Source organism: Halomonas kalidii, from assembly GCF_030010475.1.
GTDB classification, from domain to species: domain Bacteria; phylum Pseudomonadota; class Gammaproteobacteria; order Pseudomonadales; family Halomonadaceae; genus Halomonas; species Halomonas heilongjiangensis.
Map to the genome: position 1 here is coordinate 431,683 of NZ_JASCQN010000051.1, position 15,246 is coordinate 446,928.

Annotated in this window: 12 protein-coding genes; 10 read left to right on the top strand and 2 right to left on the bottom strand. The window is 65.2% G+C overall.

From position 1 onward, the window contains the following. Positions 1-79: 79 nt before the first annotated feature. A complete protein-coding gene (locus QLQ85_RS18615) occupies positions 80-1,081 on the bottom strand; it encodes a GlxA family transcriptional regulator (protein ID WP_282740355.1) in 1,002 nt (333 codons plus the stop codon). A gap of 241 nt (positions 1,082-1,322) precedes the next feature. Between QLQ85_RS18615 and dctP the strand changes: the two genes are divergently transcribed. The 3 genes from dctP (at position 1,323) to QLQ85_RS18630 (ending at position 4,201) form a co-directional block, all read left to right on the top strand. Continuing rightward, complete coding sequence (dctP, locus tag QLQ85_RS18620; RefSeq protein WP_282740356.1) at positions 1,323-2,345, top strand: TRAP transporter substrate-binding protein DctP; 1,023 nt, start codon at positions 1,323-1,325, stop codon at positions 2,343-2,345. A 63-nt stretch (positions 2,346-2,408) separates the two neighbouring features. Further along, positions 2,409-2,918: a TRAP transporter small permease gene (locus QLQ85_RS18625; protein WP_282740357.1), complete on the top strand. Its 510-nt coding sequence runs from the start codon at positions 2,409-2,411 to the stop codon at positions 2,916-2,918. Then, positions 2,915-4,201, top strand: coding sequence for a TRAP transporter large permease (locus QLQ85_RS18630; RefSeq protein ID WP_282740358.1), 1,287 nt, complete (start codon positions 2,915-2,917; stop codon positions 4,199-4,201). The genes QLQ85_RS18625 and QLQ85_RS18630 overlap by 4 nt, the downstream gene beginning before the upstream one ends. A 383-nt stretch (positions 4,202-4,584) precedes the next feature. Here the strand turns inward: QLQ85_RS18630 and QLQ85_RS18635 are convergent, their stop codons facing one another. Beyond that, positions 4,585-5,871: an aromatic ring-hydroxylating oxygenase subunit alpha gene (locus tag QLQ85_RS18635; protein WP_282740359.1), complete on the bottom strand. Its 1,287-nt coding sequence runs from the start codon at positions 5,869-5,871 to the stop codon at positions 4,585-4,587. Positions 5,872-6,214: 343 nt separating this feature from the next. Here QLQ85_RS18635 and QLQ85_RS18640 point away from each other — a divergent pair, with 343 nt between their 5' ends. The 7 genes from QLQ85_RS18640 to purU all read left to right on the top strand — a co-directional run bounded on the left by QLQ85_RS18640 (position 6,215) and on the right by purU (position 15,113). Continuing rightward, positions 6,215-7,321 (top strand): hybrid-cluster NAD(P)-dependent oxidoreductase, encoded by a 1,107-nt coding sequence (locus QLQ85_RS18640; protein ID WP_282740360.1) that lies wholly within the window; start codon positions 6,215-6,217, stop codon positions 7,319-7,321. Positions 7,322-7,487: 166 nt separating this feature from the next. Continuing rightward, positions 7,488-8,807, top strand: coding sequence for a serine hydroxymethyltransferase (glyA, locus tag QLQ85_RS18645; RefSeq protein ID WP_282740361.1), 1,320 nt, complete (start codon positions 7,488-7,490; stop codon positions 8,805-8,807). A gap of 59 nt (positions 8,808-8,866) precedes the next feature. Continuing rightward, a complete protein-coding gene (locus QLQ85_RS18650; protein WP_282740362.1) occupies positions 8,867-10,117 on the top strand; it encodes a sarcosine oxidase subunit beta family protein in 1,251 nt (416 codons plus the stop codon). A 50-nt stretch (positions 10,118-10,167) separates the two neighbouring features. Further along, positions 10,168-10,506 carry a sarcosine oxidase subunit delta gene (locus tag QLQ85_RS18655; protein ID WP_282740363.1) on the top strand — a complete coding sequence of 113 codons (339 nt, stop codon included), beginning with the start codon at positions 10,168-10,170 and terminating at the stop codon, positions 10,504-10,506. Further along, a complete protein-coding gene (locus QLQ85_RS18660) occupies positions 10,503-13,541 on the top strand; it encodes a sarcosine oxidase subunit alpha (RefSeq protein ID WP_282740364.1) in 3,039 nt (1,012 codons plus the stop codon). Before QLQ85_RS18655 ends, QLQ85_RS18660 begins: the two co-directional genes overlap by 4 nt. Then, positions 13,534-14,172 carry a sarcosine oxidase subunit gamma gene (locus tag QLQ85_RS18665; RefSeq protein ID WP_282740365.1) on the top strand — a complete coding sequence of 213 codons (639 nt, stop codon included), beginning with the start codon at positions 13,534-13,536 and terminating at the stop codon, positions 14,170-14,172. The genes QLQ85_RS18660 and QLQ85_RS18665 overlap by 8 nt, the downstream gene beginning before the upstream one ends. Positions 14,173-14,246: 74 nt before the next feature. Beyond that, positions 14,247-15,113, top strand: coding sequence for a formyltetrahydrofolate deformylase (gene purU, locus QLQ85_RS18670; protein ID WP_282740366.1), 867 nt, complete (start codon positions 14,247-14,249; stop codon positions 15,111-15,113). Positions 15,114-15,246 lie beyond the last annotated feature (133 nt).

Below are 15,246 nucleotides of genomic sequence, written 5' to 3' on the forward strand. Positions count from 1 at the left end.
TTAGGGGTGTATTCGCGACAGGATGTTCGGGCCGAATCGCTGCTTGAGGAGGAGCGCAATACGCACGGATGAATGTGCTTCACGGCATCTGTTGCAGAAACCCCTTGCGGAAGCGCCCGGGCGAGATATCGAACAGCTGATGGAAGCAGCGCCGAAAGTGGGAGATGCTGACGAAGCCGGTGGCCACGGCGACGTCGGCGATCGGCTTGTTGGTTTGCTGTAGCAATTGGCGGGCGTAGGTAAGGCGCAGCTCCAGATAGTAGCGTGATGGGCTGGCGTCGAGATGGTGGCAGAACAGCCGCTCAAGCTGGCGCCTGGAGATGCCGGCGCAGTGGGCGACCTCAATGATCGACAGTGGTTCGTCGATGTTGTGGCGCATCAGCTCCAGCGCCGTCTTCAGCGGCTGTGGCAGGGTCGGGTTGCGGTCGACGCTGGCCACCGAGACATCGATGACATCGGTCATCTTGTCGCAGCTCAGCACTTCCTCGATGGCGTTGGCAAAGGGCTTGCCGCAGTCGTTTCTCACTACCGCCAGCATCATGTCCAGGGAGCTGCTGGCGCCGGCGCAACTGATGCGATCCCGATCCAGCACATGGCTGTGGTTGGAAATGCTGACCTTCGGAAAGTCCTCGCTCATCATCGCCCGACCATCCGGATGATAGGCGCACTCGTAGCCATCCAGCAGGCCGGCCTGGGCAAGGAAGTAAGCACCGTTCCATAGGCCGCCGAGCATCACCCCGGCACCGTTGGCGGCGTTGAGCTTGGCGCGCATGGCCGGGCTGGCGTGCGGTTGCACGCGATAGCCGCCGCACAGGATCAGGATATCCAATTGCTGCTCGTCGAGTTGCGACAGCTGGCAATCGACCGGGATCTCGATGCCCAGGTCACTGAGCACGGTCTCGCCCTCGCTGCCCACCACCAGCACCTCGTAAAGCGTGGCGGGTCGCATCAGGTTGGCGGTGACCAAGGCATCGACCGCCCCGGTGAAGGCCATCATCGAGAAGTGCTCCACCAACACGAAGGCGACGCGCTTGACCTGGGTCGACGTCGAGTCACGCAGATCGGGTTCGATATACGCCATGTTCTTATTCTTCAACAAACTCTCGAAGTGCGATCCCATGATGGAAAGTCTTCCCGATAGAGTTAAATGGCGCAGCACCGGACACATGGTAAGCGCAAACCACTATGTTGAGTGAAAATACGTTTTGTGCTGCCGATTTAAATATGTCGCTAAGCGGCACGTAAATGTCGCAGGCGGCCCTCTGTAAGCGAAGGTTACCGATCAAGATGGCCTCACTCATCCCTCGTGAGAGCCAAAATCAATGAGAAACAACAATTTCAACAGACTGGCAAGTGCCGTAACCCTGCTGGGTCTGACCACGACAATAGCCACGGCGCAGGCGGATGCCGTCACCCTGAACTTCCACAGCGGACTCGCGCAGTCGCGGCCGGAAGCCGAGCATATCGAGGCCTTCGCCAGCCTGGTGGAGGAGAAGTCCGGTGGCGAGCTGAAGATCGAAGTCTACCATGCCGGCGCCCTCGGCCTGAAAGAGGCCGACATCCTGCGTACCCTGCAACGTGGAATGGTCGACATGGCGTTGCTGTATGGCGAGTACTATACCCGCGACGCACCGGCGCTGGCCTCGGTCTACGCTCAGGGCGCGATCACCGCAGCGGATCAGCACCTCGACATCCTGCCGGTTATCAAGGAGATGTACGACGACGGCTTCGCCAAATGGAACATCCATACGGTAGGTGGTGTGGTGGCACCGATCTTCGACGTCGGTCTGCACTGCAAGGAACCTGTCGATTCCCTCGAGGACCTTCAGGGCAAGAAGGTGCGCGTGTGGTCCAGGCACTTGGTCGAAACCTTCGATGCGCTGGACATTGCGGCGCAGGTGATTCCCCAGAATGACATGTACATGGCACTGCAGACGGGTGTCGTGGATTGTGCCTATTACCTCTCTACCGTGGCCAAGACCGTCTCCCTGCAGGAGGTCACGGAATATGAGTCGTATCTGCATCCCTGGGCCGCCGCGCCGTGGATATTCGGCATCAGCGAGCGTGCCCTGGGCCGACTCGACGACAATCAGCGCCAAGCCCTCGAGGAGGCGGGGCAGGAGATCTGGGCAACGACCCGAGATCTCGCCGTCGACCCTGAGCGCGAGGCCCTGGCGCGGGAAGAGCGCGAATCGTTGGGCATCACTGTCCTGCCGCCGTTCTCCGACGCCGACGTCGACACCTTTGTCACGGCGGCATGGAGTACCTGGCAAACCATGGCTGAAAACGCCGGTGAAGACGGCATGCGTTACTACAACACCGTCACGCAGGCACTATCCGAGTAACGCCAGGCCGGGAGTCGGCAATCCTTGCCGGCTCCCTCCTCATTTCCGGGATGGGCGATATCGATGCTGCGAAAATTCAATCTGCTGATCGCGAGAACGGCATACGGTGCCTTTCTGCTCGGCGTGTTCGGTGGCGTGGTCATGACGGGATTGATCTTCGTCAGCACGCTGATGCGTTACCTGGGCGGTAGCCCCCTGCGTTTCTCCGATGAGCTGGCGGGTTTACTTTTTCTATCGTTGACCTTCCTGTGCCTGCCATATGTGCTGGACAAGGGCAGACACATGCGTATCGAGATACTCCTGAACCTCGTGCCTGCACCCATGGCGCGGATCATGGATGTGATCGGCACCATCACGCTCGTTACGTTCTGTGTGGTCTTCGCCTATGAGGCCTGGGACTTCATGGACTTCTCGCGCTCCATCAGCTCACGGGCCGATATCAGCGGTATCCTGCTGTGGCCATGGATGGCGATCATGCCGTTCTCCATGCTGCTGTGCCTACTGGTGCAGCTCCGTCACGGCACACGCCAGCCCCTCGCTGACCGGGCCTCGGAAGAGGAGGTCTCGTCATGAGCTGGCTACTACTCAGTGGCAGCCTGATCGTGTTGCTCTCCAGTGGAGCGATTCTGGGCGCCGCCCTCGGTCTCACCGGGATGCTCCTGCTGCATTTCCAGGCCAACGGCGCCACGCCGCTGGCGATCAATGCCTCCTGGAACATGCTCACCGACTTCACGCTCAGTGCGGTACCGCTGTTCATCTTCCTCGGCGAGATCCTGCTGGCCAGCGGGGTATCGAAGCGGGTCTACAACGGCCTGACGCCGTTGTTTGCGCGTGTCCATGGGCAACTACTGCACACCAATATCGCCGTCTGTACCCTGTTCGGGGCCGTCAGCGGTTCCAGTACCTCCACCGCGGCCGCGATCGGCTCGGTAGGTTATCCCGAGCTGGTTGGGCGCGGCTATAATCCCAGCATGGTGGTGGGCACCCTGGCTGCTGGCGGCACCTTGGGGCTGCTGATTCCCCCGAGTCTGGCGCTGATCATCTATGGCGCTACCCAGAACGTATCTATCGGCAAGTTGTTCATCGCCGGAATGTTGCCGGGCCTGATGATCGCCTGTGCGTTCTCGCTGTGGATCATGATCCGCTCCAACATCGGGGAGGCGGTGACGCCGTCGTCGAAAGGCAGGATGGACTGGGCCGCGGTTCGCCGTGGGGTGCTGGAGATCTGGCCGCTGCCCATTCTCATCTTCTTCGTGCTGGGCACTATCTACCTTGGCATCGCGACACCCACCGAGGCCGCGGCGTTGGGCGTCGTCGCCAGCATCGTGCTGGGGATGACTTGGGGAGACCTGACCCTGCAGCGCCTGTGGGAAGCGTTCAAGCATGCCTCGCTGATGTTCGCCGCCATCGGCATGATCCTGATCGGCACGGTGATCCTGTCGCAGGCCGTCAGTCTGCTGGGCATTCCGCGCGCCGCCCTCGACGCGATCGGCGGCTTCGGCCTGGGGCCCTATGGCATCCTGCTGATGATCGTCATCGTCTATATCGTGCTCGGATGCTTCTTCGACGGTATCTCGCTATTGCTGATGACGCTGCCGATCACCTTCCCGATGGTCACCAGCCTGGGCTTCGACCCGATCTGGTTCGGCATCATTGTCACGCTGCTGATCGAGATCGGCATGATCACCCCCCCCGTGGGACTCAACCTCTTCGTGCTGTCGTCGATTTCGAACAACGACGTCGACTTGCCCGCCGCGGCCAAGGCTTCCTTGCCTTACTGGCTGATTCTGCTCGGTGCGGTGGGACTGTTCACGGCCTTCCCGGGCATCATCCTGTGGATCACGGAGTGGTTGTGAGCGATCTCGTCCTACCAGACCGCTACCTTCTAGAGCGCGACTGCGAAGAAGACGCGCTGCTCAAGCATGCCGAGATGGGGGTGCCCGGGTAACAGGAGCTGGTGCAGGAGCTCGGCGAGCAGACCGATATCATGCTGCCCTCGGTACGGGCGGAGCTGGAGCGGTTCCTCCTGCCGGCCCTGCGATAGCGGAACCGAGCCCGAAGACCGAGGCGCCCCCGGCTCGAGAGAGCCGGGGGCGCTCGCTTATTGCTTGCCTGCAGGTTCAGAGCCCGAGTCCGCGTCCCTCGGGGACGGCGGCATGGACAAGGGGCTGGCCACGGTGTGGGGGCCGAAACGACGGGGCCCGCTCGATGGCGGGCCCCGTCGGGTATGGCGGAAGGCTTAGCTGCGGACCACCTGCAGGCTCGGGGCGCTATTCCCCAGGTTCTCCTGCATCCGCTCGCTGTACCAGTTGATGAAGTCGATCACCCCGAACTCGTAGGTCTCGGAGTAGGGGCCGGGCTGGTAGGCCTTGGAGTTGATGCCGCGCTGGTTCTCCTCGGCCAGGCGACGGTCCTGGTCGTTGGTGGCGTCCCACACCCGGCGCATGGTCTCGGTGTGGTAGTCGACCCCCTCCACGGCGTCCTTGTGCACCAGCCACTTGGTGGTCACCAGGGTCTGCTGGGGGCCCAGCGGCAGCACCCGGAAGACGATGGCGTGGTCGCCCATGAAGTGGTTCCAGGAGTTGGGCAGGTGCAGGATGCGCAGCGACCCCATGTCGGGGCTTTCGAGCCGGCCCATCAGCTTGTTGCACGCCGGCTGGCCATCCATGGTCATGGAGACGATGCCGTCGAGCAGCGGCGTGCGGGTCAGGCGGTTGCGCTTGCCGAAGCGCTTGAGCTGCCAGGGCACCCGCTGGTCGTCCCAGTCGCTCTGCTTCTTTGCCACCAGCGCCTTGTAGGCGGGCGTGGCCCGCGGGTCATCGGTATCATCGAACTCCTGCAGGGAGTTGAGCAGTTCCGGATGGGCGCCGTTGCAGTGGTAGCACTCGCGGTTGTTCTCGATGACCAGCTTCCAGTTGCACTGCTCGATGATGGAGGACTCCACCGCCACCTTGACGTTGGCCATGTCGTAGGGCTCGAGGTAGTGCTCGAGGGTCTCCAGGAAGTCGTCGAGGGCCGGCGGCTGCTCGGCCAGGCTGACGAAGATGAAGCCGCCCGCCGTGCGCACGTGTACCGGCTTCAGGCCGTAGGCATTCAGATCGAAATTCTCGCCCATGTCGGTGCCGGCGAACAGCAGCCGGCCGTCGAGCTCGTAGGTCCACTGGTGATAGGGGCAGACCAGCTTGGCGACCTTGCCCTTGTCGCTGACGCACAGCCGCGAGCCGCGGTGACGGCAGACGTTGTGGAAGCCGTGCACCGCCCCGTCGTTGCCACGCACCAGGATCACCGGGTTGTCGCCGATCTCCAGGGTCATGTAGTTGCCCTTGGCAGGAATCTCGCAGGTCATGCCGGCGAACAGCCACTCCTTGCCGAAGATCTCCTGCATGTCCAGAGCGAACAGGCGGGCATCGTTGTAGAAGGGCTGGGGCAGCGAGAGGTTTTGCGCGCGGCCCGCGAGCATGGCGCTGGTGGCCTGGCGCGCCGGGGCCAGGTCATCGTCCAGATGGAGGGGGGAGATCGGATCCATGGAAACACTACCTCTTGCAGGCCGCGCATGCGGCATCGGTCGGATTATCGGTGTTGTGAGAGGAATGGCGTCGTGTGATGGACCGCATACGCCAGTCGCGGTGTTGGATGAAAACAGGGCGAGTGTGGATCAGCACGCGAATGAGGAGTTGTCTGCCGGCGACAGGCGTCGATGCGGGGGCGACAGCCGAATCATGAAAAAGCGCGACGAGTGGAAATCACGGGCATGCCCGTGTCGCTAACAGGCAAGTGGGGACGCCCTCAACTGGCGCAGAATTCCGGCCAACGACAGGCGGTGGCACCGCGGTCGGAGCCTCCCATGGTGCAGCCCAGGCGACACGAACATGACAATGAACTTCCTTAACACCGTCACGACCCAGACCTGGACCAACGGCCGCCATGCGGTACGCTGTGTCAAGGTGATCCAGGAGACCTGGGACGTACGCACCTTCTGCTTCATGGCCGAGCAGCCGGTGCTATTCTTCTTCAAGCCGGGCCAGTTCGTGACCCTGGAACTGGAGATCGACGGCGAGCCGATCATGCGCTCCTACACCATCTCCAGCTCCCCCTCGGTGCCCTACAGCTTCTCGATCACCGTCAAGCGGGTGCCCGGCGGCAAGGTTTCCAACTGGCTGCACGACAATCTCAAGGCGGGTGACGAGCTGGCGGTGCACGGGCCGGTGGGCAACTTCAATGCCATCGACTACCCGGCGGAGAAGATCCTGATGCTCTCCGGCGGCGTGGGCATTACCCCCTTGATGTCCATGGCACGCTGGTTCTTCGATACCAATGCTGCCGTGGATATCGAGTTCGTGCACAGCGCGCGCACCCCCAAGGACATCATCTACCATCGCGAGCTGGAGCACATCTTCTCGCGGATCCCCGAATTCAGGCTGCATATCGTCTGCGAGCACAGCGACGCGCTGGGCGAGGCCTGGGCCGGCTTCCGTGGCTACCTCAGCCAGCAGATGCTGGAGCTGATGGCGCCGGATTTCCTGGAGCGGGAGATCTTCTGCTGTGGCCCAACGCCCTACATGAACGCCGTCAAGAACCTGCTCAAGAACAACGGCTTCGACATGAGCCACTACCACGAGGAGTCGTTCGGGGAGACCCCGGCCGATGTGCAGGAGGAGGCGCTCGAGCATGCCGAGCAGGCCGAGGTGGAGGCCGAGGAGTTCGACGTCGCCGAGCTGCTCAGCGTCGACTTCGCCGCCACCGGCAAGAGCGTGCGTATCCAGCCGGGCGAGACGGTGCATGCCGCCGCCGCCAAGCTCGGGCTGCACATTCCCAAGGCGTGCGGCATGGGTATCTGCGGCACCTGCCGGGTACCGCTGAGCTCGGGCCAGGTCGACATGGAACACAACGGTGGCATCACCGACGAGGACGTCGCCGAGGGCTATATCCTCTCCTGCTGCAGCAAGCCGTTGGGCGACGTGGTGGTGGATTATTGAAGGACGGGCCGCCATCCGAACCGGATGTCGGAAAGACGACAGCGATGTCGCAAATGCATCGGGTCGTGACGCTTGCAAGCTGCATGGTCTCTCGATCGCAGGGATACCATCGCCGCAGGTGAACGCACCCACTGAATCGCCAACGACAACAAGCCGGAGCCCCGAGATGACCGACCGTGAAGGATACCGCCCCCAGGCCGCCCTGGAGGCCTATGACCCCGCCCTGGCCAGCGCCATCGCCGACGAGGCGGTGCGCCAGGAGGCCCACATCGAACTGATTGCCTCCGAGAACTATGCCAGCCGGCACGTGATGGCGGCCCAGGGCTCCCAGCTGACCAACAAGTATGCCGAGGGCTATCCCGGCAAGCGTTACTACGGCGGGTGCGAGTTCGTCGACAAGGTCGAGAAACTCGCCATCGAACGCGCCTGCGACCTGTTCGGCGCCGACTATGCCAATGTCCAGCCCCACTCCGGTGCCCAGGCCAACGCCGCGGCCTTCATGGCCCTGGTCAGTCCGGGCGATACCGTATTGGGCATGAGCCTGGCCCACGGCGGCCACCTGACCCACGGCGCCGCCCCCAACTTCTCCGGCAAGCACTATCACGCCGTGCAGTACGGCCTGGACCCGGCGACCGGCGAAATCGACTACGCCGAGGTCGAGCGCCTGGCCCGGGAGCACCAGCCCAAGCTGATCATCGCCGGCTTCTCGGCCTATTCACGGGTGGTCGACTGGCGCCGCTTCCGCACCATCGCCGACGAGGTGGGGGCCTGGCTGCTGGTCGATATGGCCCATGTGGCGGGCCTGGTCGCCGCCGGCCTCTATCCGAGCCCGCTGCCCCACGCTCACGTGGTGACCACCACCACCCACAAGACCCTGCGCGGTCCGCGCGGCGGCCTGATCCTGTCTTCGCACGCGGATGAAACGCTGTACAAGAAGCTCAACGGCGCGGTCTTCCCGGGCCAGCAGGGCGGCCCGCTGATGCACGTGATCGCCGCCAAGGCGGTGGCCTTCAAGGAGGCCATGAGCCAGGACTTCGTGCGCTACCAGCAGCGGGTGATCGACAACGCCCGGGCGATGGCCAGCGTGTTCCTCGACCGCGGCTACGACGTCGTCTCCGGTGGCACCGACGATCATCTGTTCCTGGTCTCGTTGATCCGCCAAGGCGTCACCGGCAAGGACGCCGATGCGGCGCTCGGTCGGGCCCATGTCACCGTCAACAAGAACGCGGTGCCCAACGATCCCCAGAGCCCCTTCGTGACCTCGGGCCTGCGCCTCGGCACCCCGGCGGTGACCACCCGCGGCTTCGGCGTCGAGGAGTGCACCGAGTTGGCCGGCTGGATCTGCGACATCCTCGATGTCCTGGCCGAGCAGGGCAACAGCGAGGCCGTGGAAGCCGAGGTGCGCGACAAGGTCGAGGCGCTCTGCGCGCGCTATCCGGTCTACGGTGACACCGCCCCGCTGGCGCACGAGACATCCATCGCCTGAACCCGTTCGTCGGGGTGGTCCCCGGCCAGCCGGTCGGGGACCGATCGAGGAGAGACAGCATGCAACGTTATTCAGGCTTCGGGCTGGTCAAGCACGCACTGAGCCACCACGAGAATTGGCAGCGTCAGTGGCGCAATCCCGCGCCGAAGAAGCAGTACGACGTGATCATCGTCGGCGGCGGCGGCCATGGCCTGGCCACCGCCTACTACCTGGCCAAGGAGCACGGCGTGAAGAACATCGCCGTGCTCGAGAAGGGCTGGCTGGGTGGCGGTAACACCGCCCGCAACACCACCATCGTGCGCTCCAACTACCTGTGGGACGAGGCCGCGGCGCTCTACGAGCACGCCATGAAGTTGTGGGAAGGCCTGTCCCAGGACATCAACTACAACGTGATGTTCTCCCAGCGTGGCGTGCTCAACCTCGGTCATACCCTGCAGGACATGCGCGACATCCAGCGCCGGGTGAACGCCAACCGCCTCAACGGCATCGACGGCGAGGTGCTCGACGCCAAGGGCGTCCAGGAGATCGTACCGATCCTCGACTGCTCCAAGCGCGCCCGCTACCCGGTGCTCGGTGCCTCCTGGCAGCCCCGCGCCGGCGTGGCCCGTCATGACGCCGTGGCCTGGGGCTACGCTCGCGCCGCCGATGCGCTTGGCGTCGACCTGCTGCAGAACACCGAGGTCACCGGTTTCAAGATCCGCGACGGTCGGATCTTCGGGGTGCATACCAACCGTGGCGACATCGAGGCGAAGACCGTGGGCTGCGTGGCCGCCGGCAACTCCGGGGTGCTGGCGAAGATGGCCGGCTTCCGGCTGCCGCTGGAGTCCCATCCGCTGCAGGCGCTGGTCTCCGAGCCGCTCAAGCCGATTCTCGACACCGTGGTGATGTCGAACCACGTCCACGGCTACATCAGCCAGTCGGACAAGGGCGACCTGGTGATCGGTGCCGGCATCGACGGCTACAACGGCTACGGCCAGCGCGGCAGCTACCCCACCGTGGAGCACACCCTGCAGGCGATCGTCGAGATGTTCCCGATCTTCTCCCGGGTGCGCATGAACCGTCAGTGGGGCGGCATCGTCGACACCTGCCCGGACGCCTGCCCGATCCTGTCGAAGACCCCGGTGAAGGGGCTGTTCTTCAACTGCGGTTGGGGCACCGGTGGCTTCAAGGCCACCCCGGGGTCCGGCCACGTCTTCGCCGCCAGCCTGGCCAAGGGCGAGATGCACCCGATCGCCGCCCCGTTCTCCATCGACCGCTTCCATACTGGGGCGCTGGTCGACGAGCACGGTGCCGCCGGCGTTGCCCACTGATTGGCGCAGATGCCCATAGCTTTCATCCCGAATGACGGGGGAACAAAAACATGTTTCAGATCTACTGCCCCTACTGCGAGGAGCTCCGCGAGGAAGAGGAGTTCCACCCCAAGGGCGAGGCGCATATCGCCCGCCCGCTGGACCCCGAGGCATGCAGCGACGAGGAGTGGGGCGACTACCTGTTCTTCCGCGACAACCCCCGGGGCGTGCACCACGAGCTGTGGGTGCATGCCGTCGGCTGTCGCAAGTTCTTCAACATCACCCGGCATACGGTGAGCTACGAGATCCTCGAGACCTACCGGATGGGCGAACAACCGACCATCACCGCCGAGGGGCTGGCCGGGCGCGAGTCCGCCGCCACCGCCCGTCAGGAAGGAGTCAAGGCATGAGCCAGCCGAACCGTCTCGTCCGGGGCGGGCGCATCGAGCGCACCCGCACCCTGAGCTTCACCTTCAACGGCCAGGCCTACAAGGGCTATGCCGGCGATACCCTGGCCTCGGCGCTGCTCGCCAACGGCGTGGACATCGTCAACCGCAGCTTCAAGTACTCGCGGCCCCGCGGCATCGTCGCCGCCGGCGCCGAGGAGCCCAATGCGGTCGTCCAACTGGGGGCCTCCGAGGCCGGCCAGGTGCCCAACGTACGCGCCACCCAGCAGGCGCTGTTCGATGGCCTCTCCGCGCGCAGCACCAACGGCTGGCCCAATGTCCAGCGCGACCTGATGGGCCTGGTCGGCAAGCTGGGCGGCCAGTTCATGCCGCCGGGTTTCTATTACAAGACCTTCATGGCCCCGGCCTCCCTGTGGATGACCTACGAGAAGTACATCCGCAAGAGCGCCGGCCTGGGCCGTAGCCCGGCGGAAGCCGATCCGGACATCTACGATCACCTGCACCGGCATTGCGACGTGCTGGTGATCGGCGCCGGTCCGGCGGGGCTGACGGCGGCGCTGGCCGCCGCCCGCAGCGGTGCCCGGGTGATCCTCTGCGACGAGCAGGAGGAACTGGGCGGCTCGCTGCTCGATTCCCGCGAACTGCTCGACGACGAGTCGGCCAGCGAGTGGCTGGCCACGGTGGTCGCCGAACTGAGTGGGCGCGACAACGTCACCCTGCTGCCGCGCACCACCGCCAACGGCTACCACGACCACAACTTCGTCACCCTGCACGAGCGCCGCACCGAGCACCTGGCCGAGACCGCGCCGCTCGCCAATGGCCATCGCCAGGTGAGGTCTCGCCTGCATCGGGTGCGTGCCGGCCGGGTGATCCTCGCCACCGGCACCCATGAGCGGCCGCTGGTCTATGCGGGCAACGACGTGCCAGGCAATCTGCTGGCCGGTGCCGTCTCCACCTATATCCGCCGTTACGGGGTGGTGCCGGGCCAGAAACTGGTGCTCTCCACCAGCAACGACCACGCCTACCGCGCCGCCCTGGATTGGCAGGAGGCGGGCCGCGAGGTGGTGGCCATCGTCGATGCCCGCGAAGCGCCGGACGGTGAACTGGTCGATCAGGCCCGTTCCCGAGGCATTCGGGTGGTCACCGGCAGTGCGGTGATCGAGGCCAAGGGCGACAAGCGTGTCACCGCGGCCCGCGTCGCCCGGGTCGATCTCGACCGCTTCGCGGTCGCCGGTGCGGTGGAGGAGCTCCACTGCGATACCATCGCCAGCTCCGGCGGTTACAGCCCGGTGATCCACCTGGCCTCGCACACCGGTGCCCGGCCCACCTGGAACGACGAGATCCTCGGCTTCGTGCCGAGCCTGGTGAAGGGCGTCTCTGCCACCGGGGGTGCCCGGGGCACCTACGCGCTGCCCCAGGTGCTGGCCGATGGCGTCGAGACGGGTAGCCAGGCCGCCGCGGCCTGCGGCTATACCGCCGCGAGCGTCGAGCTGCCGCGGGTCGATGCCATCCGCGAAGGCCGGGCCTGCGCGCTCTACCAGGTGCCCCACGAGAAGCCGACCCTGCGCGCGCCCAAGCAGTTCGTCGACCTGCAGAACGACGTTACCGCGGCGGGTATCGAACTCGCCACCCGCGAGGGCTTCGAGTCCATCGAGCACGTCAAGCGCTACACCGCCATGGGCTTCGGCACCGACCAGGGCAAGCTCGGCAACATCAACGGCATGGCCATCGCCGCGCGCTGCCTGGGACGCACGATCCCCGAGGTCGGCACCACGGTGTTCCGCCCCAACTATACGCCAGTGACCTTCGGTGCCATCGTCGGGCGTCACTGCGGCGAACTGTTCGACCCCGAGCGCTACACCGCGCTGCATCAGTGGCACGTGGAGCACGGCGCCGAGTTCGAGGACGTGGGCCAGTGGAAGCGCCCCTGGTACTATCCCCTGCGTGTCGCCGGCAAGCTCGAGACGATGCATGAGGCGGTGGCCCGGGAGTGCCGGGCGGTGCGCGAGGCCGTCGGCATCCTCGATGCCTCGACGCTCGGCAAGATCGACATCCAGGGACCGGACGCCCGGGAGTTCCTCGGCCGCATCTACACCAACAAGTGGGAGAAGCTCGCCGTCGGCAAGTGCCGCTACGGCCTGATGTGCAAGGACGACGGCATGGTCACCGACGACGGCGTGACCAGCTGCCTGGCCGACAACCACTTCGTGATGACCACCACCACCGGCGGCGCCGCGGCGATCCTCGAGTGGCTGGAGCTGTGGCATCAGACCGAGTGGCCGGAGCTGGACGTGACCTTCACCTCGGTGACCGATCACTGGGCGACCATGACCATCACCGGGCCGGAGTCGCGCAAGCTGCTGGCGGAACTCACCGACATCGACCTGGATCGCGATAGCTTCAAGTTCATGGACTGGCGCGAGGGCAAGGTCGCCGGCGTGCCGGCGCGGGTCTTCCGCATCTCCTTCACCGGCGAACTGACCTTCGAGATCAACGTCCAGGCCCACTACGCCATGCACGTCTGGAAGGCGCTGTTCGAGCACGGCGAGAAGTATGGCCTGACGCCCTACGGCACCGAGACCATGCATGTCCTGCGCGCCGAGAAGGGCTTCATCATCGTCGGCCAGGACACCGACGGCTCGGTGACCCCGGAGGACCTGGGGATGCAGTGGTGCGTGGGCTACGACAAGCCGTTCTCGTGGATCGGCAAGCGCGCCCTGACCCGCAGCGACACCGCGCGGGAGAACCGCAAGCAGCTGGTGGGCCTGAAGCCGAAGGACCCCAAGGTGGTGCTGGAGGAGGGCGCCCAGATCGTCCTCGATCCCAAGCATCCGGTTCCCGTGCCGATGGTCGGCCACGTGACCTCGAGCTACTACAGCCCGACCCTGGACAGCGGCTTCGCCCTGGCGGTGGTCAAGGGCGGCCACCAGAAGCTCGGCGAGACCGTCTACCTGCCCATGGCCGACGGCACCACCCACGCAGCCGAGATCACGAGCCCGATCTTCGTCGATCCCAAGGGAGAGCGTCAGCATGTCTAACGTAAACCTGTACGATTCCCGAGCCGATGCGGCCATTCCGGCCGAATCGCCGCTGGCCTACTCCTTCCATCGCAGCGGGGCGCCGGCGGCCGGCGCCGCCAGCCGGGTGGTGATGCGCGAGCGACCCTTCCTCGGCCACCTGATCCTGCGCGGCGGGGCCATCGTGCTCGACGAGGCGGTGCGTGACGAGCTCGGCATGAACCTGCCCGGCCGGCCGCAGGGGCTGGTGCTGGATGCCTCCGGCGAGCGGTCGATCCAGTGGCTCTCGCCCGACGAGTGGCTGCTGATCGTACCCGGTGGCGAGGAGTTCGCGCTCGAGGGTCGCCTGCGCGAACGCCTCGGCGATGCCAGCTTCGCCATCGTCAACGTCAGCGGCGGCCAAACCCTGCTCGAACTGGAGGGAGACGCCGTGCCGGAGCTGTTGATGAAGTCGGTGATCTACGACGCGGATCCGCAGCACTTCCCGGTTGGCAAGGGGGTGACCACGGTGTTCGCCAAGACCACCACGATCCTGCGGCGCCCCGACGAGTCACGCTGGGAACTGGTGATCCGGCGCAGCTTCGCCGACTACTGCTATCGCTGGCTGCTGGATGCCGGCGAGGAGTACGCCATCGGCGTCGTGGCGGCGTGACTCGACGACCCCGAGGGGTCACAACCCGGTCGGGCCGGGGCATGCCCCGGCCCGATGTACTGGAGGGGCCGAGAATGAGCCAACCCGCCGATACCTGGATCCTGGCCGCCCAGTGCCCGAGTCGCCTGGGCACCGTGGACGTGGTCACCCGCTTCCTCAAGGAGCAGCGCTGCTACATCACCGAGCAGCAATCCTTCGATGACCGGCTCAGCGGTCATTTCTTCATCCGAACCGAGTTCCGGCCGCCAGCGCCCGACTTCGACGCCGAGACCTTCCGCGAGGCGTTCTCGGAGCGGGCGGCCGAGTTCGCCATGACCTTCGAGCTGACCGCGCCGGGGGCACGCATGCCGGTGGTGATCATGGTCTCGAAGGCCGATCACTGCCTCAACGACCTGCTCTATCGCTATCGCACCGGCCAGCTGCCGATCGAGATCCGGGCCGTGGTCTCCAACCACCCGGACCTGGAACCGCTGGCGGCCTGGCACGACCTGCCCTACCACCACTTGCCGATCACCCCGGAGACCAAGGCCGAGCAGGAGGCCAGGGTCTGGCGGGTGATCGAGGAGACCGGCGCCGAGTTGGTGATCCTGGCGCGCTACATGCAGGTGCTCTCGAGCGAGATGTGTCGCCGTCTCAGCGGGCGCGCGATCAACATTCACCACTCGCTGCTGCCCGGCTTCAAGGGCGCGCGGCCCTACCATCAGGCCTACGACAAAGGGGTCAAGCTGGTCGGGGCCACCGCCCACTACATCAACGACGATCTCGACGAGGGCCCGATCATCACCCAGGGGGTGGAGCCGGTCAGCCACGCCGATTACCCCGAGAACCTGGTGGCCAAGGGGCGCGACATCGAATGCCTGACCCTATCCCGGGCGGTGGGCCTGCACGTGGAGCGACGGGTCTTCCTGCATGCCAACCGCACGGTGGTCTTCTCTCGCTAAACCTTCCCTGGCGGTGCAGACAGAACCCGGGCGCCGACCGTTGGGTAAGCCCTGCTCATGGCGTACCATCGTCAGGGCATGCCCAACGGTCGGCCACGATCGTTTGACGAAATGAATGGCGTTACCCTCAAGA